The organism is Proteus genomosp. 4 str. ATCC 51469, from assembly GCF_003144375.1.
GTDB lineage: Bacteria > Pseudomonadota > Gammaproteobacteria > Enterobacterales > Enterobacteriaceae > Proteus.
On the sequence record NZ_PENV01000014.1, the window covers coordinates 12,211 to 33,082 of the forward strand.

A 20,872-nucleotide genomic window follows, 5' to 3' on the forward strand; every position below is an offset into this window, starting at 1 on the left:
TTATTGGATGTATTGGTTATTTAATATCCCTTATATATTCCATATATTTATTTCATCATGATAGCTTTGAATTATCTGCAGCATATAGAATTTCAGCATTTATTTTTATTCAAGCCGCTCTCACCAACTTTGAGCGAGATACAGTTAATTACTATCTATGTAGATTTATATTGCAAGTTATGCCCGCAATTCTGGGACTTGTCATTGTTTACCATAAAATAAAATTTGGATATTGAAATACAACTTACTAATACTAATCACAGTGCCTCCAATTGATTTATTCCACCCAATAAAAAACCTCGCTTGGCGAGGTAATAGTGTTCTTCATGTGGTTGGTAATCAGGGAGGGATTCGAACCCTCGTCCGACGCAGTATTGGTCACGGCCACCACTGTTCAGTATAGGCGTGTCACGCTTTGTCCCGTCGGGAGTTTCCTCCAGCCATCTCGCGCACCTGATTATTTCAGTAGTATATAATAAAAAAGGCCACTAGGGCCTATTCATCGTTAAATGTTAATTAAATCAGTTGGCTCAGTTTTGAACAGTGTAATATTTACTACTTCTCATGTCCTACTCACTTCCCACCACCGACTAATTCAAAGCCAATTTGACCAAGTCCTTTTATACATGCCTCAGCTTTTTCAAGCATTGGAAGATCATCTCTACGCTTTCTTAGTCTAAATCCTGCATCTGATGAGTCATCATCGGATACCTTTCTTGCTTGAGAGATAATATCTTGAAGCTGTCGGATCGTGTACCCTGAAACAATCACAGGCATCTTGGATTCTTTGTCTGCTAAATCTAATAACCATTTTCGTAATGCCTTCGCAATTTTGGTATCAGCTAACATACCAAGCAAATGAGCACCTCTTGATGAGAAAATACGAGTTCTATTATGTTGTATCACATTGTTTTTATTGCGAGAGGTCACGGTGACCACTAGGGTCATATCTTGACTAAACTCATCTTTATTTCGATTGTAGAGCCTGTTTACTGATTTTTCATCGGCATACTCCAAAAGTTCTGCCATGTGTTTACTCGTAAACCAGATCCTCCCGTCTCCATTATCAAATGGAGTAATCTCGTTACCTTTGAAAACTAATGATTTGCTCATGGTGTAAATCCTTATAGAAAAGCGAACCTGTTCACCAGAAATAACCGCCCCACAAAAAACACCATTAACGGTTTTTCTCAGGTTCGACTTTCTGTAAGGTTCTGTGAGTGTTTTTATTGCGCGGTGAATGTGCGATGAAATGCGTAGAGTTCGCCGCTTAGCGATACACTGCTAAGCCACTTCTAGTCTGTTCCTAGCAGTCAAGATGGAATCACCCCTTATTTGGCGGAGTTGCACCCATAAAAAAGCCCCGCTATTGCGAGGCTATATGGTATTTAGACTGGATTATTACTTAGTTGGAGTGATATCGATTAATTCGCCTTTTTCACCGACTTTATATTTTCTTTTATTAAAAAAGTCAGTCCCATAATTGTACATAGCAATTTTTTGGTGAGCATATTCATCATCACCTTCTAGCCACGTTGTGATAATTACAGATTCTGCATCACTGCTAATAGCACCATGATGCACATCAATAATGGCGCCTGATTTGGTTAAAATAATTGATTCTTCACCTGCCTGTAAAACGACGTTATCACTCAGATTCACGCATAAAGAGAACGCTGCATCAATAATTGATTTTTCACCTAAATTAACAACCGTTTTACGCTGAAGACTTTCATGGTAGTATTGCGATTCATCACCAGCAATAATACAAGTACTATTTTTTCTAGATGTTAACTCACACTCATTACCCGTTGATAAAATTACCGATTGTTCTACATTATCTGGCCCCTCCACCTGAACTTCATTGCCAGTGACTACAACACAGGTTTTACCAAAATTGTATCCGTTATCCCAATCGGCACTATCATCATCAAAAAAATCCTCACAGGTCTCAAATTTAATTTGATCTCGATCACCTGAAGTAAAAACCGTTGAATTTTTACCAGGATTAACACTTACTTCGTTTCCTGTTGATATAAATACAGAGCTATCACCATGTAGTATATCTAGTGATGCATCAGTATGCTTGCCTTTATGGTCTTGAAAAAAATAGTTATCAACTAGCTCCACTTCATTACCTGTGCTAATAATCGTTGCCTGCGTACCTTCACAAAGAATTTTTTGATTACCCTTTGTAAATATAGCCTCTTTATTATTACCAGATAAAATAGTGTATTCATCTTTATAAGAATTTTGTGTATCAGTCATATTATATCTCCTAGATTTATAATTAAGTTCCGTCTCAATTGACTGTATAAATATACAGTAATTACCACTTATAAATCTAAGAATCCTCTCAATAAAGAGAGTTATTTTTAGTTGATACACTCCGCTCTAATATAATCCTGCAACCCTTTAATCATCTGCTCTGACTCTGCAATTCGCTCTCTGAGTAACCAATAATTTCGGATAGCGGTGTCAGTAGGTCGGGCGGTGGTTGCATAAGCCAAGCTGGTGGCGGAAGTGGTTTTGCTTTTTGGGCACTCGGCTTTGATATACACCCGCTCAGGATGACGCTCACTAATATCACGCAAGCGACTAATTTCATTCTTAGCATTCGCTAGCTCCTGTGTATATTGAATATCCAACTGATTTAATCGCGCTATGCGTGCTTGATAGTCAGTATTAATAGATTTCTGTTCTTCAAGAGCAATCGTTAGTTCTTTGTTTGTTTCTACTAATAGATTAATTCTGTTAGCTTGCCAATTAATCACCCAATAGCCTCCCACAATAATGCCTACCATCGTAATGACGGCATAGAGTTTCCCGTATTTCATGATTAGTACCGATGATGTGAGAGAGCAATCTGACAGCGTTTTTCTAAACTAATGTGGTCTTTAGTACATGTGTTATCAATCAAGAGATAAATGCCACCAGCGACTGTAATGAGTAATGCAAGAATAAAGCCGATAATGACGATTAAAGGTTTCCATGACATAGTGCTGACTCCGCTTCTCGACGACTGACAAGCCCTCGCCAAACCTTTCCGCCTGCATATACCCAACGTTTCATTTCTTCACAAGCACCCGCTCTATCACCCGCATTTAGCTTCTTGAGTAATGTTGAGCGAGAAAATGCGGTGGCACCCACATTAAAAGCAAAGGAATATAAAGCGGCTTTGGTGTAGTCATCGAGTGGTACTTTGATTAATGCATCGACTTGCTGTTGTGTCTTAATAAAATCATTTTGTAATAACGCATCACATTCTTGTTGTGTGTATCTCTTACCTTGAATAATGTCTTTGCCTGTATGCCCATAACAAACCGTTAGAACACCAGCCACATCACGATAAGGTTCATAACGTACACCTTCAAAATGGGCTATTACTACTAATGCGATGGCTGTTGCTCCCGCAGTTGTTAGCGCCGCTATTTTCTGTTTGAGAGACATTAAATATCCTTTGGCGCTTTTACCATTAATTCAGCAAGCCTTTTTAACGTTTCGGTCGGGTTTTGTGGGTCAACATGACGAACAAGCTCTTCAAATAATTGAGTGCGTTTTCGTTGCTCTCGACGAGTCATAAAGTAAGTGGCTAAACCCAGAACCATGCTGAACGCCATCCCGATAACAAATCCCCATTCATATAATGAGAGACTGGCAAAAAATGCCGTTAAGCCTGCGGTTCCATAAGTTACATTGGTTAATTTATCCATACGCATAGTCACCCCCTGAGGAGTGTCCGTTGATGATTAGTGTGAGAGAATTAAAAAAATTAGGCGGGTATTGATACTTTAAGTGCCTTTAATAAACCTTCAGGCAACTGCTCTTCAAGTGACGCACTAGAAACAATCACAAGACCATACATGGATATCCATGTATTCGTTTGTTGTAAGTGTCCTTGAATAAATTGCTTCGCTTTCTCTAACAAATAAACACAGCTCTCTTGCGTGTTTTTGCGCCAATAAGATTCAATTGCCACCAGCAATGGGTCGCCTGCATCATTAATCCTTTGTGTACCTATTCGATATTGCTTTTTACCTGCTGGAGATGTCGTGCAAATTAGTTGTGTGAGTTGTTGAGTTTCGCCATCAGCCGTATGGATATTGGCCGTTAAAATGACGGAGGTATTCTTTTCACTGTCTGTTTCTGAAGCATAGTGAAGGCTAAACTGTAATTCGCTTATCTCTTTTGACATAACATTTACCGATTTATTTAGTTAATAAGGTGCCGACTCACAGCTCTTGTGTGAACGGTATAAGTAGGTGTTGATTCTGTGGTCGGCGTAGACGGAAAGGCTACAAAGTAACCTTATTTAATTTAGGGTTGAATATGTTAATGAGAATAATTATCATTACATACGTATCGAATTGACAGGTTTGATACGAATTAGTACGACATGACTTACAGTGCTTCTTGCGTTTATTTTATATGCCGATATGACTCCTAGCGTATCGGCATTTTTTTATTTTGTGTTGGGTATTCTTTTTGTACTGATAATTTAGCTCCATCTGTTTAGATTCGGTCTAACACAATGATGATTCAAAGCTGAATTTAATTTGAGAACCAATTCAGTGCAAAAAATAAGAGCTGTTAATATCATTTTGTATTAATTAATAGAAAACAAGTCAGATGATAAATGTATTTAATGATTTACCTGAAATCTTGGTGGGCCGATTTTAGAAAAATCCTAATTTTTAATTTACTACTAACCTTTGGAAGGTCAAGGCTAGCTGGCTAACAATCACAGAATCTAGCCAAACATACTAATCTGCTGATATGATAGCTTCTAACGAAGGAGGAGTTTATGACTTGGCTTGGCATTCCATATAAATTAAATGATTCAAATTTTTTAGATACAGGCATCTTATCCTTAGCTAAATTACCAACTATAGTCGTAGATTCTGGTTTTGGTTGGGATGTGGTTTTTGCAAGTATTTTGGGCGCGATATTTGGTGCTGCTATTCCAGGTATAATTTCATATCGTGCTATGTCAAATAGTACGATAGCCATGAAAGCTGAGCGCATAGCACAAGCTGATAGTGCGAAAAACCAACTCAGAGCCCAACTTTTATCATCAAGCAGACAACAATGGATTAACACACTAAGAGACAGCGCTGCTAGTTACCTATCTGTCGCTAATAAACTTAATAACTTGCAAATACTTATAACGAATGAGTTTCAAAAGAATAAACAAGAAAATAATACATATTATTTGAAACTTCTAGAAGAGGAAACCAATGTTAAGAGCGAGTTAACATTTCTTAAAGTAAAAATAGAAATGTTACTAAATCCCAAAGAAGTTAGCTCTAATACGGTGATAACTGAATTAACTAAATTAAGTAAAATTGCCAATGATTTTAGTCCTGGTAATGTTCATGATGTTAATCAAATAATGGAAATTTTCAAAAGAATTAAAGATAATATTCAATTAATCTGCAAAGCTGAGTGGATAAAAATAAAAAATTTTGAGGAATAGATAAAAGAATCTGAGGAAGAGATAAAAGAACCTGAGTAAAAATATAAAATACTCCTTCGGAAATCTTTTTTGTATCTTTTGATCCTTCCTAAATAAGGTTGACACTTTCCAATCTAAAATTGGAGAATGTAATGAAATCAATAGTCAAATTAGCTCAATATGATTATTTCTTTACCATTAAATTACAGGTTTTTGATCTGTTAAAAAAGATGAATTCACTAGTAAAAAATGATCACACTTATCATTACGCCCAATGAAGTTAAACTGCCCCCAGTTTATCGGGCGTTTTATGCCTGAAAAGTTGTCAAGCTATCCCTTCAGTATTTAGTGAATTATGGGCGGTATCTTATTTACCCAAAATATAAATATGAACGAGCAAGTATTTTTCAAGCCCTAAAATCTAAATTTTTTATCTTTGACCAATATGGGATTGTAGATAGCAAAAAACCCCGCCGAAGCGAGGTTTTGTATATTCAACTATTTAATGCTTAACTCATTTGAGCTGTCATCACACTTTTGCAAAAGATACATTTTGCGCCGTGTGGATTGTTCACAGTGACATCAAATTGTGATGTTCTATATTGTGAACCGCGACAACAAGGGCATTTAAAATAGAGGCGAATGGTAATAGCGCCTTTAGAGAGCCACCACGTTGCCTGCTGCTGGGCCTTTCATACCATTTTCCATGGTGAATGAAACTTGTTGCCCTTCAGCTAATGTTTTGAAGTTATCACTTTGGATTGCAGAGAAATGTACAAAGACATCTTTGCTGCCATCAGCTGGAGTAATAAAACCAAAACCTTTACCTTCATCAAACCATTTTACTGTACCAGTCATTGTATTAGACATAGAATTTCCTTTAATTTATTTAATTTGCCATAAGGCATAGGCGGTTTGTTTTGTATTTTTACTTATGGGAATTAATTAGAAGGAATTCACAATGAAGAGGTATCGAGGATAACGCTAAACGGGAACAACTTTAAACTTACTAACATAAATAGGTCTGTACTTCCAAACCAGTGACGCCATTAAGCCATAGAAAAATGCAGATAGCAAACTTTATTTTTTAGCGATAAATCAGCTTAAGTGTGCCTCTAAAAAACATAACCCGCTATACTCACGAGGTTTTTAATTGATAAGAGGTGTAACATCAAAACCATTATTAACACAATATATTGTGTTTTGTAATTACGCAAGACTATAAATATGGTTTTTTCTAATTATTTTATCCATATCTAATTTTACGTTATCAACCGATAGACATCCCTCAATAAATCCTTCCGCTGTCTGTAATCGCTTAGCCACTTCATTATGAGAAATTCCGAGTTTTGAAGCCATTGAACGCAAAGGATAATTCTTCACATAGTACATAATAACTAACTGAAACAAGTAACTATTATTTACCTTTAAATGTAATACCGCTTTATTTATTTTTAAACCATCATCATCTGAACATTGCTCTCGGCTTCGTCTTGAACTTGGAATTAATCCTTTAAAACCTGCGGCAATTGATGAGTATCTATATAAACTCTATCAACGCCACTCAATGAATGACGTTTGTAGAATTAATTATGTCTCTCCATAGTCACGCCATTTCTTCTCTCATAGCTGACGTTGCTACTAGCACTAGAACTGAATGGATTCATTGTTTTTGATTCTCACTATGCGCTCCTGCGAGGTAATACGAGCCATGGCTAACATAGGAGACAACGACAATGAGACGCATTAAAAAAAGCCCCGCTATTGCGAGGCTATATGGTATTTAAACTGGATTATTGCTTAGTTGGAGTAATATCGATTAATTCGCCTTTTTCACCGACTTTGTAAATTTTACCTTGGAAAAAGTCTACATCTCCTTGATGCACTTTGATTTTACGATTACCCTCATCATCACGCCATTCAGCGATGATAATATCATTGCTTGAAGGTAACGTAGCCTTTATTGTAGCTGTCGGCCTTACATAATTAATTGAACCTCCATATAATTCAATTTTTGCATTCATACCCAAACTAATAAAAGTTCCATCATTTGATGCAATATCGGCATAATCACTGATACTTAATAGTGTTTTATCTTCCTCAGCCTCACCCATATATTCACTATGGTCACCAGTAATAATTGACGTAGAGTTACCCCATCCAGTTACTGAACTATACTCACCGGTAGATAATACTACTGATTTATTAGAATATTGTGGGGCATCAATAGAAGAATGGTTGCCAGTAGCAATAATACACTCTCTACCTTTTACATCTTCTATTGAGTAATCTGCTGTAATAATAGCGTTATCACCTGACGTGAAAATGTAAGCGTCAGCGCCATAATCAACACGCACTTCATCACCAGTGGCAATAAAAGTTGAGTTGCGTGTTGAAAAATTATCATTACTTGTATTTTTTTCTAAAGATACACCTTCTAACTCAAAAACATTATTTATCTCTACCTCATTACCAATACTAATAACAAGAGAATCACTACCTCTACACAGGATTTTCTGTTCATTTTCAGTAAAAATAGCTTTCTTTTTATCACTGGCCAATAAAGTATACTTGCCATCTAATATTTTTTGAGGTGTTAATAACATATTATATCTCCTAAATTTATAATTAAGCTCCGCCTCAATTACTGTATAAGTATACAGTTGTTTTTATTATTAAGTATAGCTTAATTCTTAAAACACAAACCAACTCAACAACATGATTTAATTGTATTTTTCATCAACTCAGCATTACATTCTTGATATTTACAAAACTTAAAGTAAATATAAAAAGATAACCACATAAAGAGCGTTTAAAGGAAGGTGATATAAAACCGAATACTTATAAACAAAAAAGGAAGCCGGTAGATTTAATGAGGCAAGCCTTATCCATGAAACCATTACCCGCTGTTGATGCCAGAGATATTGCTGAAATTCTGGATGAATATAAATCTAATGGCCAGCACAGAATGGCCCAAGTCATTCGCTCTGTTTTAATTGATGTATTTAAAGAAGCGCAACATGCAGGTGAAGTTCCTCCCGGTTATAACCCTGCCCTCGCTACTAAACAACCCAAACGAAAAGTAACTCGCCAACGCCTTAATTTTGATGAATGGAAAAAGATATTTGAGATTGCTGATAAACAACATCGTTATGTCGGGAACGCGATGTTACTTGCACTTATTACAGGCCAACGATTAGGTGATATTTCGGCAATGAAGTTTAGTGATATTTGGGATGACCATTTGCATATTACTCAAGAAAAAACCGGCACGAAATTAGCTATTCCATTATCACTACGTTCTGAACAATTAAATATGTCATTGCGTGATGTTGTTGCCCGTTGTCGTGATCGCGTTATTAGCCCTTATCTTATTCATTATTTTCATACCACTTCACAATCTAAACGTGGTGATCAAGTTACTGCAAATACGCTAACGACTAACTTTAAAAAGGCGAGAAATAAAACAGATATTGATTGGGGAGAAGGAACACCTGCAACATTTCATGAACAACGATCTTTAGCTGAAAGGTTATATAGAGCACAAGGTATAAACACTAAAGATTTGCTGGGTCATAAAAACCAACAGCAAACCGATAGATATCATGATGATAGAGGAAAGGATTGGTTGTATATTACTATACATTCTCTAATTTCATAGGATTAATAACATCTGGGACTTTCATTTTTTTAGAGAAAAATATGATTTCAGGTCCCTTATAACGTTCTTGGGCACTATAATTAATTCCATATTCCAATTTTCTCAAACTAGAATACATTAAATTTATTTCAGGAGTATTATCATAAGAAACCATCCAATACTTATTATCTAATTTTTTAATTAGCTCAGCTATTTCAACATGATCATCATGTGTATAGTGGTTTTGATAGAGACCTTTTCCTTTAACATAATAAGGAGGGTCTAAATAAGCGAATGTTTTTTCTGGCAGTTTTTCATAAATATTTTTTATGAAAAATTTTGTATCCATATTATAAACATTTATATTACTAGCTTTTCTTGCAATTTTATCGATTCTGGATAGCAAATTCTTCTTATTAAATCTCGCATCTAATTTCCAACTACCTAACTGCTCTTTTCCTCCAATAACCCCTCCTAATAGAATTCCAGATCTATTAGTTCTATTAAGAAAAAAAGTTGAAAAACCAACTTCTAATGTCGTAAATTGCTCAGGATTTGACATTATATATTTCTGACGATACCACTCATCCATTGTTATACTTGTATCATTCACTAAACGGCTAAACTCATCAGGAGTTTTAATTATAGAATCCCAAAAAGCATAGACTGAATAGTTCAAATCATTAAGATGAATATGAGATACAACATCATTCATCAGTAAATTAATCGCAACTCCTGCCCCACCAGCATATAATTCAGCATACTGCTCCCCTATTAAGTTATTTTGTTCAAATAACAATTTTATAAATGGTGATAATTTCCCTTTACCACCAGGGTACCTCAAAGGAGTATAAAACCTCATATGCCGCCAACCTAAAAATAAAATATACTGTATATAATACCACACACACTAGCATAAATTGGATTCTAATTCCCTAAAATAGTGTTTTTTACTTCATCGCTATTGAGATGGTACTTACTACTTAGGATAAAAACCATACAATCAATAAATTCACTAATAAATTTTTCAGCCAGTCGGGGATTATCTCTAACCCAACACCTGTAAGGGTTATAATTTACACCACCTTTATCTATGAGTTTTTGAAGGATTGTCTCTTTTGAAAACTCTTTAAAAATTTCTCTAGGTTTCTTACCGTCTATAGCTTTAATTTCGTTTTGAAGTTTTGTTAAATCAATTTTTTCTTCTTCAGCATTTAGCAGTCGAATAACTGCATCTGATTTTTCCAAAAATACATCTTTTGTATATTTATATTTATTTTTCCAAAATTCATGTTCTCTCGGTAAATTATATAAATATTCAAATAATAGCTGATCTGGTGGTAATTTTGTTGGCAATGTAATAGCATTATGATATTTATTAATAGCTTTTACATCTCCATCAAAAACTATAATTGAACTATCATATAATCCAGGAAATTTTTTCTTGAGAAGTATTTTATAGTTTTCACATCCTAAATTTATATCTTTTAGTGGGTTAAGATATTTTCTTAGATTATTTTTTGTAATCAAACTATTATAAAAATCATAATTTTGTTTATCCTCGAAAAAAACATTTATTTTTTCTTGAGATATATTATCTTCTATATTTTTAGGTTCATTTTTTAATTCTAATAATATATCATCCCATGAATAATCATGCTTTACTGTAACACCACCATCGGTGTTAGATAAGTAACATACTTTATAATTTCTTTTATCTCTTATTCCATACTCATAAATAGTATCAATTATATTAGGAGAGTGAGATGTCATTATAATTTGTAGATTTAATTCTCTAGCATATTTAGCTAACTTTTCAATAAGTCTTCGTTGTGCTGCGGGAAATAATCCTGCATCAATTTCATCAATTAGTATGAGACCGCCATGATAATCAGGATACTCTTCTTTTAGCTTTTTAAATGAATAAACTGCTTGCAAAATTTGTCCAATATTATCCTCTCCAACAGAAACTGATTCATGGTCATAATTATTACCACTAACAACCATAGAATCTATTGTTCCTTTTGTTTGAGTTAGTTGGTTTGTTCCACTTCTACGCCCTAAAATATGCAAGCTATCATGAATGAAACCACGTTTATTATCCTCCATAAACTTTTGGATATCAGTAACTTCATATTTTATTCGTTCAGTGATTGGTGTAAGCCTTTTTAAACTCAAAAAAATAACAGGATGTGTGACTTTTCTGCTATCGCTAGCATTATTTGTCTTTGTATTATTTCTAACCGTGGCCCTAATTCCCTCTCCATTAGAATCTGGTGATGTTCTAAGATATAAACCTAATTTAAGATTATTTAGTTCTAAGTTTTCGGCACCATCATAAATATGAAATGAAGTATCCATACTGCCACTTACATCGAATTGTTTGGATAGTCGAAAATGCTCTTTAAATTTAGAAGTAAATGCTTTTCCTGCCAAACTCTTATAACCAGTTAAATCTATTGGTTTAGATGTATCTGGATCTAATTTAGTATAATCAGTTTCAAAATTAAAAATTTGAGCCACTATGCCTAAAATCGTTGATTTAGATGTGCCATTTTTGCCACAAATTACAGTTATTCGTTCACCTAATTCAATCGAAATATTATTTAAGCCTCGAAACTTTTCAATATTTACATTTCTTATTTTTGTAATTAGATTAGCCATTTATAATTTACCAGATTCATTTATAATTGATGCATAAGCATGATTAATAAATCATACTAAAAAAAAATTAAAGATCTAGTTTTGATAACTTATTTTGATAACTTTTTGATAACCATTTCAAAATTGACAATAAAAAACGGGAACTAATAAGCTCCCGTTAACTATTTATCAAATCAACAATTACATGTGTTTGATAATTGCGTCACCAAACTCGCTACATTTCAGCAGTTTAGCGCCTTCTAACTGACGTTCGAAATCATAAGTTACGGTCTTAGCGGCAATCGCACCTTCCATACCTTTAATGATTAAGTCAGCTGCTTCTGTCCACCCCATGTGGCGTAACATTATACCCAAAATAATTATGTAACTTATTAAATAAATTATAATTATTGAGGGGATAATTTATTTTTTATGTGATCTTGGTTTGTATGTAACTGGTTGATTTTTAGTTTGGGTTGGAGTGGTTTTGGGGAAGCAATTTGAAGTATTCGAAAGCTTATCAAACTTACTATCAATCAATCTATTATTCATATTAAATATTCACTACACTAATGTAGTGAATATTTAAAAACAAAAAAAGAACAATTTATTATATAATATCTTAATTATCAGTTTTAAGCTTTGAGTTTAATTAATCAATGCAATGTTATGCTTAAATTAGGAGTCCATTACTATGAAAAATGGCTATGAAAGTCATGGTTGTTCAATTGCTGCAGCAATAACCCTATGGAATACTTCTTCAAAAACCTGAAGAAAAAATAGTTCGGCAGTGTCATGTATTAACAAGCTATATCGTTGGTATAGCAATGCACTATGACAACATGAATAAAACAGTGGATTACTACCAAAGAAATTAGAATGTTTATATATAAAAAAACTTTAATATGACAACCAGTTTAGTTCAATAACAAAATTTTTCAGATGGTAAATGATTGTAAAAATAGGTAACTTAGACGAAATATTATTTTCGTCCGCAACAAAGCATTTTAGTTATTTTAATGAAGTTTAAGGATTGCCATATGTTAGAGTTTAAGGTTATTGAAAGAGACGGATATATACCTGCGATAGAAATAAATAAAGCCTTCCTACGTGCCGATAATTGGAATGACTATTCATTTGTTACAATGTTTTATCTTACAGTCTTTGACGAGCATGGTAAAAAATTTGATATCGGAAATGTGAAAATTGGTTTTTTGGGACAAAAAGAAGAAGTAAGTACTTATTCATTTATAGATAAAAATTTCAATCAATTGCCTGAAAAATTTTTTTCCTTAGGTGAAAACATTGATTATTATATTAACCTCAGTAAATTAAGTAATGATTTTAAAAATAACCTTCTTAAGGCTATACAGGATTTAGTTATACGACCAAATCGATTAACCGACATTGAAAATGAAAGCGTTCTTAACACCTCATTACTTAGAGGAATCGCCCTTTCAGAAATTCATGGGCAGTTCTCACGGGTATTAAATGGCTTACCGGAATTGTCAGATTTCCATTTTTCATTTAACAGAAAAAATGCTATCGGATTCAGTGATTTAACTATACCTTTTGAGGTGGTAGTTGATTCTATGCCCAGTACTAACATTCATGCTTTTATCGGACGAAATGGATGTGGTAAAACAACAATTTTGAACGGGATGATTAGTGCAATCACTAACTCAGAAAGCAATGAATATTTTTTCTCCGAAAATGAAAAAGTTATCAAATCACGAATACCAAAAGGATATTTTCGATCTCTTATTTCAGTTTCATTTAGCGCATTTGACCCTTTTACTCCCCCTAAAGAGCAACCAGATCCAGCAAAAGATACACAATACTTTTATATCGGGCTTAAGGATTCTGTCAATAATAATTTAAAATCACTAGACGATCTTCGCCTAGAATTTGTTTCAGCATTCATTGGTTGCATGAGAGCAGATAGAAAGAGGCAGCTCTGGATTGAGGCTATTAACAAATTAAGTAGTGATGAAAACTTTTCTAATATGCAACTCATTAGTCTAATTTTAAAATATGAAGAGTTAAAACACAATAAACCGCTGATTCAAGTAGATACTGACGAATTTACTGAATTGCTTTACAGTAATATCCAGAAATACCTGTTACGAATGAGTTCTGGGCATGCAATTGTTTTATTTACTATCACAAGATTGATCGATACTGTTGGTGAAAAGTCATTAGTTTTATTCGATGAACCAGAGATTCATTTGCATCCGCCTTTGCTCTCCGCTTTTTTACGAACACTAAGCGACTTACTTGATGCACGTAATGGTGTAGCAATAATTGCAACTCATTCTCCAGTAGTACTGCAAGAAGTTCCAAAGTCCTGTGTGTGGAAAGTTTTGCGGTCAAGAGAAGCTATAAATATAATCCGTCCGGATATAGAAACATTCGGTGAGAACTTGGGTGTTTTAACTCGTGAAGTATTTTTACTTGAAGTAACAAATTCTGGATACCACCATTTATTATCACAATCCGTTGCTTCAGGACTATCTTATAAAACCATTTTAAAAAATTATAACGGACAGATAGGATTAGAAGGACGAACTGTTTTAAAAGCAATGATAATGAATAGGGATGGCGGTAATATATAATGAAAAAATTACCTCTTCCAGCGAGAACTTATACCGAAATGCTTAATAAGTGTTCAGAAGGTATGCTGCAAATAAATGTTCGAAATAATTTCATTGCACAATTCCCCTTTTTGTTACACAAAGAGCGACAATATCAGAGTTTAAGTTCAGTAGGTCAATTATTTACCTATGCTAGAACATTCCCTCTTACAAATACAACAGTAGTCGCTGGTAATCTAACCAAAACAAAGTTAGAAAATCTTTATGGAAATAACCTGAGAAACCCAGACAAACCAGCTAGAGTTTATTATGATGATATGCTGGTTTCATCAGGCGAAAAATGCCCATTTTGTGGTGATATAGGGCAAACAAAAAATATTGATCATTATCTTCCTATTGCGCATTATCCTGAATTTTCAGTAATGCCTATTAATCTAGTTCCGTCGTGCCGCGACTGTAATATGGGAGAGAAAGGTCAAATTTTTGCAGAAGATGAAGAACATCAAGTGATTCATCCCTACATTGACAAAGATATTTTTTTTCGTGAGCAATGGGTATTTGCAAATTTCGATTCTGAGGCGCCAGGTGCTATCAGTTTTTATGTTGAATGCCCTGAAAGCTGGCGGCAAGAAGATAAATATAGAGCGCGCTATCATTTCACACTTTTAAATATTGCTAACAGATATCGTTTAGAAGCAGGAAAACACTTAAGTGAAGTGATTACTCAGAGAAACAGTTTTGCAAAAGTTATAAGGAGATCGCATCCAACCACCACACCTCAGCAGATACAATCGGATTTTATTGAAGCATACCTACAACCTATTATAGATTCGAATGATTTTCCAAATTACTGGAAAAGAATTATGTATCAGTGTTTAGCAAACTCCGTAGAGTTTTTCAGGGAAATCTAAAGGTTGATGAGATATGGAAAATAAACCACTTATGGGGAAATGAACGCAAGCCGTTAATATGGAGAAGGCAGTTTTTACAAAATCTGGCAGTAACTTACAGACCAAATTCGTAGGCAGGTCATTGGCAACAGTGACCTTCAGAAATAACATTTGCAATATCAACTTCTGGCACAAAACCGACCACCAACGAATACATCCTTTTTAGCGATCTTTCATACTAACCATCTAAACTCTTCTATCACCCACCATACTCCCTCACATCAATATAAAAATACTGCTTACCTAGTGAGGTTGTTGACATTTGTCCGGCCACTATCATGGAATGAGGGATAATACGGTTACCTCGCCCACAAAGAGTTACTCTAATCGTTTTTCCTCCCATCGAATCCATCATTCCAATATGCCCAATTGTTGTGATTAATACCGCACAGGGGAAACCGACATCCACACCATTCCAATTATTTCCTGTGAGCACAAAGTTATTTCCCTCTAATAAATTAAGTGGTCTTTGGCTTGAGGCATGTGTAATAACACCTTTATGATAGATTTGAATTCCCCATTTTTGAGGATGAAGTGAAATATGATAAGAAGACTTCACAAATACATAGAGTTCATATTCTGCTGAATTACCTTGAATAGTATCGATTAAATTCACACACCACGCATTGTTCTCATAAATTACTTCAGATAATCCACTTAATGATGGATTAGAGGAATTAAGAACTCGAATAAAAATAAGTGGCACTGCGTTATTATTACCTTCGATAATTTTAATTATGCCTGGTTTAGTTTTTATCTTTTTTAAAAATACGGCTGATTCATAAGGTGTTAATTCTTCAGTAATACCTTGATTAAAAAATAATGCACCATATTTACTCATTTAATTAGTACCATAATAATTCCATTAATCGATTGACTACCACGTAGAGAATTCCACGAAATTTTATTATTCTCGACTCTAACAGTGAAATAAGATCCTCGATTTCTAGCGACAATATAGGCGGCCAATGACCGCCCTTTAGGAATATTATTATAAGTTTTACTGCCATTTTGAGTGACCGCTATTTGGTCAAAAATAAATGAACGCCCTGTGATTTTTATTGGCTTTCCTTTTTCATATATCTCTATTCCCCACGACATGAGAAATCCTCTACGGCATCAGGAGATACCCATCCTCCTAAGAATTTAAATCCTAATTGAGGTACAGCATGATAAAGAGGCCCTTTAATAGTTTCTCTCTTTTTATCAAACTTCACCAATACAGGTTGTTGATAGTGAAAAGTTTTTATTTGGTAAACACCTTGGCAATCGACTTTTTTATATCCAGAGGTACACCCTGACAATAATAATGCTGTAATTAAAATAATAAACTTCATACGCTACCCTAAATAACCTATTTTTGCCGCTAACTGATTGTTTTCATCGTAAACATAAATAGTATTATTCGTGATCACTAACCGCCCTTTTGTTCCTCCTGAGTTAATATCTAACCGTCCACGAAATACCGCATCATTTAATTCCACATTCCCTGTTGTGGCATCAATATTAAATCCTTTCTTACCTGCTAAATAATTAGTGGAGGTTATCTTTTTACCTACCGATAATTTATCAATGGTTGCCTTGCTAAATAACGCATCATTGAAAAAAGCTTGTCCATTTTGGATCACAAACGGTGTCACCACTTTGCCGTTTAATGACGATATCACCGCAAAGTTTTGGGCATTGACCAGAAACTGGCTATTTCCTTGTGCATTAAAGCCTAAGCCAATGCCAGTAATGACTTTATTCCCTTTGCTATCTTGTTGGACTTTCATTGTCCATGATGCCGAAATTTTGCCATTTATGTCTGTGACCACTTTCGAAGTTTGTTCTATTTTGGCTGAACTTGTACCCACTTGGCTTTCTAAACGAGTCACTTGTTGGGCGGTCGAGGTCACCTTTCCTGAAACCTCGGTCACTTTGGTTTCAAGTTGGTTTACCGCATTCGCCGTTGCATTGGCTTTCTGTTCGCTGGACTTAGGTACTTCATTCGCCACAAACCCTTTTGGTGCCACCGATTGTTTGTTATTGGTGTAAGTGCTGGTGATAATTTGATGGTTAACACTTTTATGCTTAGTAAGCTGATATTTTGCCCCTCCTCGCAAATAGATATATTCCACAGAGCCATTCGTTAATTGAGCGGGTCCCATCACAGGAGATTGATTTATCCATTTCCAATCAAAATTATCAATAATGCGGTTTTCAGACTGAGTTCCCCATCCAGAACCACTCACTTGCCATTCCACAATCATGGCAAAGCCTTTGGTGCTGTGAGTCGCATAGCTGGGTTTATTGTCTGAATATTGCCCTAAGGTTCTAAAAACCTTAAAGGCATAACGTCGAGAGGTTACTAAAGGCAAAATCACTGGATAATAGGTGTTTTCATTGAGTTTCGATAAATCTAAATCCACCACCACAGACTCCGTTAAATCGGCTTTCACTTTATCTAATTTGCTGGATAACGTTTGTACCTGAGAGGTTGCAGACGTCACTTTGCCATCGAGATTAGATACTCGCGTATTTAACGCATTTACCGCACTACTATCAGCTTTCCCCTTAAGATTTGAATTGAGCGTTGAAATCTCTTGCGTTTGTGCTTGCTGTTTCGAGGTGAGGGTTTCTAATGATTTATTAATCGCTGAAACATTCCCATTCATCCGTGTTTCCAATGATTGTCTGGCTTTCGCTTCCGCTTGGTCACCTGTAACTCGCGCTTGCTTCTCGGCGGAGATAAGTCCTGCGGTGACTTTCGATAAATCATTACCGGTATAATCACCACGAAGTTGAGTGGCTAAGGATTGTCGTTGTTGTGCTTCAGTTTTATCAGCCTCAATACGTGCTTGTTGCTCTTGTTTAATTGCGGCGGCCTGTGCTTCTGTTGCCGTTGCAACTTGGTTCATTCGCTCAGCTAATAATTTTCCTGCCTCCTCCAGTTTTTTTTCGCTTTCTTCAATCGTTGCTCCATGCCTCATCAACTCAGATAAAATCTTGTCGTGATTTATCCGCATCAACTCATGTAATTCAGTAATATCGAGTTGGTTAGCCTTGCTGTTGATCTCACCTAATAGGTCTTGCGCTAATTGGTCTCGGCTAATTTGCCCCACTAATTCCTCAAGAATTAAATCCGTTTGAGAAGAGCAAGTACCCGAAGCTTCCACAAACGATGATTTGCCATAGCTGTTGATTGTTCGAACATAAAAATAATACGTATGCCCTGCTTTTAAATTCTCTTGCGTCCAAAAATTCCCTTGGCCAACTTTGTTTGTTTTGGTGATCACTTCATTTTCAGAAAGATCAGCGAGTTTTTCCTCACTAAACCAAAACTCAAAGGTATAACCAAAGACAGCACTATCACCTTGTTTCGGTGCAATGGTCAGATTAAATAAGCCAGAGGTAACATCAATATGCTCAGGAGGCGGTGGCGCTTGAATGGCAAAGTCACCGATAGCGGGTGCCGACATTGCACCGGCCACGTTTGTTGCTCTAACTTCAACACGATAAGTCCCTCGCGCTAATCCGTTAATATCAACACGTTCAGCCGGTACCTGAATAGATTGAATAACGTTGCCTTCTTGAAGAATAGTGACAGTGTTATAACGCACATCAGAAGCAACATTTTGCCAAAAAAGTGTACCTTGTACGATGTCACTGACTGCAAGTGGAACAAAGGTAAGATTAATAGGTGAAGCAACACCACCAGCGGGTAAACTCACAAACGGGGGACGCTCAAACGGTTTGCCAATCACATCTTCATATAGATAGGCACCATCCTCTTCCAACGTTAAAGCCACACCGTCTAAAGCATGAAAAGACCATTCGGCAATACGAAATTCCAGCCCACTAATCCCCAAAGAAGGTAACTCTAAAAGCACAACTTCACCCGGACGATAAGCATAGCCGTCTAAGTTCATCGTGAGTTGAACTCGTCTTCCTGCTTTCTTTTTGCGAAGATATTGGCGGGCTAATCGTTGGGCTTGATAAGGGCTGGTGACAAAACGATAGTCAATATTCTCTCGAATTTCTAAGCCATCCTCTTTCACCCATTCGTCCACAATCACAGGTGTGAAGTCGGTTTTTGTGTACAACTGTTCGGCATCAATAAACGTGCCATACACCGCATTGGTCGCGTCTTTTAATCCTGTTTCAGGGGTACAAGTGACGGTGCCAATCAATTGTGATTCAGTGATGTTTTTTATTGCAGGCCCATAATAAGCGCCAATTTGAATACCGTGTTTTCCTGCGGTGAATGTCGGTTCCGCGTTGATGCATTTGTGCATTGCTTCCAAGACACTCGATGGACTCTCATTTAAGTCATAGGCGCCATTAAGCGTATATCGAGACTCAAATCCGCCTTCTGGCAGACTCACTTTTTCATCACATAAATCGGCTGCTTGTTTAAAGCTGTCAAAATCAATATCCGTATCAGGCACTTTTAAATAATGGCGGTAATAATCCAAAATCACTAAGGCACCATTGTTACTCCACACAGTTTGCCCTGTGCGAGGATCAAACAGATGTTTTCCCCAAACTTCACATTTCACATTGGGTAATCCATAAGGGAATTTTTCTTGGTCAAACGTGAGTGTCACACGTAACCACGCCAGACCTCGACCAATCATATCCTCTTTCCATGACGGGCAATTTTTAAGCATAAAGGGATCGACATTTTCCCTATCGTTATGTAATTTCCATGAGGCTTTATCACCAAACGTCTCAATGAGATCATCACCCAACCAGATCTTCCCAATTTTCTCTATGGGGTGTCCTGCCAACGCTAATGCCAGTGTGATTTTTTCGTTTTCATCTTGTTCACCCGCCTCTTCTTCGGCGAAGAAAAGCAAACCCGATATCACTGTTTTTCCGACGATCACGGTTTCAGGCGCAGACGATGAACGTAATATCTGTTTGCGTTCACCCGTATCTCGATAATTCATTGACGGAAACTTCGGCTTAAAGATAAGCGAACCCGCGACTTGAACCGCAACGCCTGCTGCCATCAGTGCCATGCCCATCGCCGAGGTGACACCTCCGGTAAATAGCCCCGCAATCATTAAGCCAGCACCCACGACTTTTGAAATTAATCCACCACTCCCACCCATTATTCCACTCTCCACGCTTTGATTGGGTTAATCTGCACTGGCTTTACGCCTTGTGGCGTTACGCCCCAATAATGCCCCGCCCAGACCACGGCTAAACTGTCACCGTCCTCACCTTTGAACAGTACGAGGTCGCCACGCTGAACGCGCTCAATCTCAATGGATTTGAAATAGCGTGAAACGGCTTTCTCTAAAGAACCAAATTTAGATTTGATCAGATTGAAGGCTTCGGCTTTAGTTTTATAGTGATTGAGATAAGGCTTTATTGGCGAGAAACCGCATTGTGCGTCAATACATTCTGAGGCAAAGATACAACAATCAAATTCACCCCATGAAAAAGGGCGACTCATCGCCGCCCTTATGGTTTCAGGTAATTTAAGTGTCCAGTTGGGTTGTTTCATGTACTGACCTTAAATAGCAAAAAACCTCAATTAAGAGGCATGGTGAAATTCAGGCAATAAAAAACCCACCGAAGTGGGTTAGTTTCAATTGCG

22 protein-coding genes and 1 pseudogene are annotated in these 20,872 nt (G+C 36.1%); 4 read left to right on the forward strand and 19 right to left on the reverse strand.

The genetic code is table 11. The features are described 5' to 3' along the window. Positions 1-573: 573 nt before the first annotated feature. From DK866_RS13430 to DK866_RS13455, 7 genes are all read right to left on the reverse strand, one after another. Positions 574-1,113 carry a BRO family protein gene (locus DK866_RS13430; RefSeq protein ID WP_244179705.1) on the reverse strand — a complete coding sequence of 180 codons (540 nt, stop codon included), beginning with the start codon at positions 1,111-1,113 and terminating at the stop codon, positions 574-576. 288 nt (positions 1,114-1,401) lie between these two features. Then, on the reverse strand, positions 1,402-2,268 hold the full coding sequence (locus DK866_RS13435) for a hypothetical protein (protein WP_109409311.1): 867 nt from the start codon (positions 2,266-2,268) through the stop codon (positions 1,402-1,404). 107 nt (positions 2,269-2,375) lie between these two features. Then, entirely contained in the window at positions 2,376-2,837 is a 462-nt protein-coding gene (locus tag DK866_RS13440) for a lysis protein (protein WP_109409312.1), read from the reverse strand. A gap of 2 nt (positions 2,838-2,839) precedes the next feature. Continuing rightward, a complete protein-coding gene (locus DK866_RS19955; RefSeq protein WP_167395487.1) occupies positions 2,840-2,998 on the reverse strand; it encodes a hypothetical protein in 159 nt (52 codons plus the stop codon). Next, on the reverse strand, positions 2,980-3,450 hold the full coding sequence (locus tag DK866_RS13445; RefSeq protein WP_109409313.1) for a lysozyme: 471 nt from the start codon (positions 3,448-3,450) through the stop codon (positions 2,980-2,982). Before DK866_RS13445 ends, DK866_RS19955 begins: the two co-directional genes overlap by 19 nt. Beyond that, on the reverse strand, positions 3,450-3,719 hold the full coding sequence (locus tag DK866_RS13450; RefSeq protein WP_020946092.1) for a phage protein: 270 nt from the start codon (positions 3,717-3,719) through the stop codon (positions 3,450-3,452). The genes DK866_RS13445 and DK866_RS13450 overlap by 1 nt, the downstream gene beginning before the upstream one ends. 53 nt (positions 3,720-3,772) lie before the next feature. Then, positions 3,773-4,195, reverse strand: coding sequence for a hypothetical protein (locus tag DK866_RS13455; RefSeq protein WP_109409314.1), 423 nt, complete (start codon positions 4,193-4,195; stop codon positions 3,773-3,775). 609 nt (positions 4,196-4,804) lie between these two features. On the opposite strand from DK866_RS13455, the gene DK866_RS20195 reads away from it, so the two are divergent. Next, positions 4,805-5,476: a hypothetical protein gene (locus DK866_RS20195; RefSeq protein ID WP_244179706.1), complete on the forward strand. Its 672-nt coding sequence runs from the start codon at positions 4,805-4,807 to the stop codon at positions 5,474-5,476. 488 nt (positions 5,477-5,964) lie between these two features. Here the strand turns inward: DK866_RS20195 and DK866_RS20200 are convergent, their stop codons facing one another. The 4 genes from DK866_RS20200 to DK866_RS13475 form a co-directional block, all read right to left on the reverse strand. Beyond that, positions 5,965-6,105: a hypothetical protein gene (locus tag DK866_RS20200; protein WP_419894679.1), complete on the reverse strand. Its 141-nt coding sequence runs from the start codon at positions 6,103-6,105 to the stop codon at positions 5,965-5,967. 7 nt (positions 6,106-6,112) lie between these two features. Beyond that, positions 6,113-6,325, reverse strand: coding sequence for a transcription antiterminator/RNA stability regulator CspE (cspE, locus tag DK866_RS13465; protein ID WP_006537195.1), 213 nt, complete (start codon positions 6,323-6,325; stop codon positions 6,113-6,115). A gap of 339 nt (positions 6,326-6,664) precedes the next feature. Then, complete coding sequence (locus DK866_RS13470; protein ID WP_279629003.1) at positions 6,665-6,985, reverse strand: antiterminator Q family protein; 321 nt, start codon at positions 6,983-6,985, stop codon at positions 6,665-6,667. A gap of 263 nt (positions 6,986-7,248) precedes the next feature. Then, positions 7,249-8,061 carry a hypothetical protein gene (locus DK866_RS13475; protein WP_109409315.1) on the reverse strand — a complete coding sequence of 271 codons (813 nt, stop codon included), beginning with the start codon at positions 8,059-8,061 and terminating at the stop codon, positions 7,249-7,251. Positions 8,062-8,258: 197 nt separating this feature from the next. Here DK866_RS13475 and DK866_RS13480 point away from each other — a divergent pair. Then, positions 8,259-9,116 (forward strand): annotated as a pseudogene (locus DK866_RS13480) (tyrosine-type recombinase/integrase); the annotation flags it as partial. Here DK866_RS13480 and DK866_RS13485 read toward each other — a convergent pair. From DK866_RS13485 to DK866_RS13495, 3 genes are all read right to left on the reverse strand, one after another. Next, positions 9,094-9,957 (reverse strand): DNA adenine methylase, encoded by an 864-nt coding sequence (locus tag DK866_RS13485; protein ID WP_098943319.1) that lies wholly within the window; start codon positions 9,955-9,957, stop codon positions 9,094-9,096. The pseudogene DK866_RS13480 and the gene DK866_RS13485 sit on opposite strands and share 23 nt — an antisense overlap. Before the next feature lie 65 nt (positions 9,958-10,022). Continuing rightward, a complete protein-coding gene (locus DK866_RS13490) occupies positions 10,023-11,759 on the reverse strand; it encodes an ATP-dependent nuclease (RefSeq protein ID WP_109409316.1) in 1,737 nt (578 codons plus the stop codon). A gap of 180 nt (positions 11,760-11,939) precedes the next feature. After that, complete coding sequence (locus tag DK866_RS13495; RefSeq protein WP_261260524.1) at positions 11,940-12,161, reverse strand: isocitrate/isopropylmalate family dehydrogenase; 222 nt, start codon at positions 12,159-12,161, stop codon at positions 11,940-11,942. Positions 12,162-12,778: 617 nt separating this feature from the next. Here DK866_RS13495 and DK866_RS13500 point away from each other — a divergent pair. Next, a complete protein-coding gene (locus DK866_RS13500) occupies positions 12,779-14,353 on the forward strand; it encodes an AAA family ATPase (protein WP_109409317.1) in 1,575 nt (524 codons plus the stop codon). Next, positions 14,353-15,243, forward strand: coding sequence for an HNH endonuclease (locus DK866_RS13505; RefSeq protein WP_109409318.1), 891 nt, complete (start codon positions 14,353-14,355; stop codon positions 15,241-15,243). Before DK866_RS13500 ends, DK866_RS13505 begins: the two co-directional genes overlap by 1 nt. 238 nt (positions 15,244-15,481) lie before the next feature. On the opposite strand, the gene DK866_RS13510 is transcribed toward DK866_RS13505, so the two are convergent. The 5 genes from DK866_RS13510 to DK866_RS13530 are packed head-to-tail and all read right to left on the reverse strand — an operon-like array spanning position 15,482 to position 20,779. Beyond that, positions 15,482-16,123, reverse strand: a complete 642-nt coding sequence (locus DK866_RS13510; RefSeq protein WP_109409319.1) for a hypothetical protein — start codon at positions 16,121-16,123, stop codon at positions 15,482-15,484. After that, a complete protein-coding gene (locus tag DK866_RS13515) occupies positions 16,120-16,383 on the reverse strand; it encodes a hypothetical protein (protein WP_004242500.1) in 264 nt (87 codons plus the stop codon). Before DK866_RS13515 ends, DK866_RS13510 begins: the two co-directional genes overlap by 4 nt. After that, the gene (locus DK866_RS13520; protein WP_072071134.1) at positions 16,368-16,619 is read right to left on the reverse strand and encodes a hypothetical protein; all 252 of its coding nucleotides are present in this window, start codon (positions 16,617-16,619) and stop codon (positions 16,368-16,370) included. The genes DK866_RS13515 and DK866_RS13520 overlap by 16 nt, the downstream gene beginning before the upstream one ends. A gap of 3 nt (positions 16,620-16,622) precedes the next feature. Next, positions 16,623-20,381: a phage tail tip protein J-related protein gene (locus DK866_RS13525; RefSeq protein ID WP_109409320.1), complete on the reverse strand. Its 3,759-nt coding sequence runs from the start codon at positions 20,379-20,381 to the stop codon at positions 16,623-16,625. Next, entirely contained in the window at positions 20,381-20,779 is a 399-nt protein-coding gene (locus tag DK866_RS13530; RefSeq protein WP_109409321.1) for a DUF6950 family protein, read from the reverse strand. Before DK866_RS13530 ends, DK866_RS13525 begins: the two co-directional genes overlap by 1 nt. Between the last annotated feature and the right edge of the window lie 93 nt (positions 20,780-20,872).

Bases quoted from the DNA above. Each gene is read 5' to 3' on its own strand.
- DK866_RS13430 (WP_244179705.1), bottom strand. From the start codon at position 1,113: ATGAGCAAATCATTAGTTTTCAAAGGTAACGAGATTACTCCATTTGAT.
- DK866_RS13435 (WP_109409311.1), bottom strand. From the start codon at position 2,268: ATGACTGATACACAAAATTCTTATAAAGATGAATACACTATTTTATCT.
- DK866_RS13440 (WP_109409312.1), bottom strand. From the start codon at position 2,837: ATGAAATACGGGAAACTCTATGCCGTCATTACGATGGTAGGCATTATT.
- DK866_RS19955 (WP_167395487.1), bottom strand. From the start codon at position 2,998: ATGTCATGGAAACCTTTAATCGTCATTATCGGCTTTATTCTTGCATTA.
- DK866_RS13445 (WP_109409313.1), bottom strand. From the start codon at position 3,450: ATGTCTCTCAAACAGAAAATAGCGGCGCTAACAACTGCGGGAGCAACA.
- DK866_RS13450 (WP_020946092.1), bottom strand. From the start codon at position 3,719: ATGCGTATGGATAAATTAACCAATGTAACTTATGGAACCGCAGGCTTA.
- DK866_RS13455 (WP_109409314.1), bottom strand. From the start codon at position 4,195: ATGTCAAAAGAGATAAGCGAATTACAGTTTAGCCTTCACTATGCTTCA.
- DK866_RS20195 (WP_244179706.1), top strand. From the start codon at position 4,805: ATGACTTGGCTTGGCATTCCATATAAATTAAATGATTCAAATTTTTTA.
- cspE (WP_006537195.1), bottom strand. From the start codon at position 6,325: ATGTCTAATACAATGACTGGTACAGTAAAATGGTTTGATGAAGGTAAA.
- DK866_RS13475 (WP_109409315.1), bottom strand. From the start codon at position 8,061: ATGTTATTAACACCTCAAAAAATATTAGATGGCAAGTATACTTTATTG.
- DK866_RS13485 (WP_098943319.1), bottom strand. From the start codon at position 9,957: ATGAGGTTTTATACTCCTTTGAGGTACCCTGGTGGTAAAGGGAAATTA.
- DK866_RS13490 (WP_109409316.1), bottom strand. From the start codon at position 11,759: ATGGCTAATCTAATTACAAAAATAAGAAATGTAAATATTGAAAAGTTT.
- DK866_RS13500 (WP_109409317.1), top strand. From the start codon at position 12,779: ATGTTAGAGTTTAAGGTTATTGAAAGAGACGGATATATACCTGCGATA.
- DK866_RS13505 (WP_109409318.1), top strand. From the start codon at position 14,353: ATGAAAAAATTACCTCTTCCAGCGAGAACTTATACCGAAATGCTTAAT.
- DK866_RS13510 (WP_109409319.1), bottom strand. From the start codon at position 16,123: ATGAGTAAATATGGTGCATTATTTTTTAATCAAGGTATTACTGAAGAA.
- DK866_RS13515 (WP_004242500.1), bottom strand. From the start codon at position 16,383: ATGTCGTGGGGAATAGAGATATATGAAAAAGGAAAGCCAATAAAAATC.
- DK866_RS13520 (WP_072071134.1), bottom strand. From the start codon at position 16,619: ATGAAGTTTATTATTTTAATTACAGCATTATTATTGTCAGGGTGTACC.
- DK866_RS13525 (WP_109409320.1), bottom strand. From the start codon at position 20,381: ATGGGTGGGAGTGGTGGATTAATTTCAAAAGTCGTGGGTGCTGGCTTA.
- DK866_RS13530 (WP_109409321.1), bottom strand. From the start codon at position 20,779: ATGAAACAACCCAACTGGACACTTAAATTACCTGAAACCATAAGGGCG.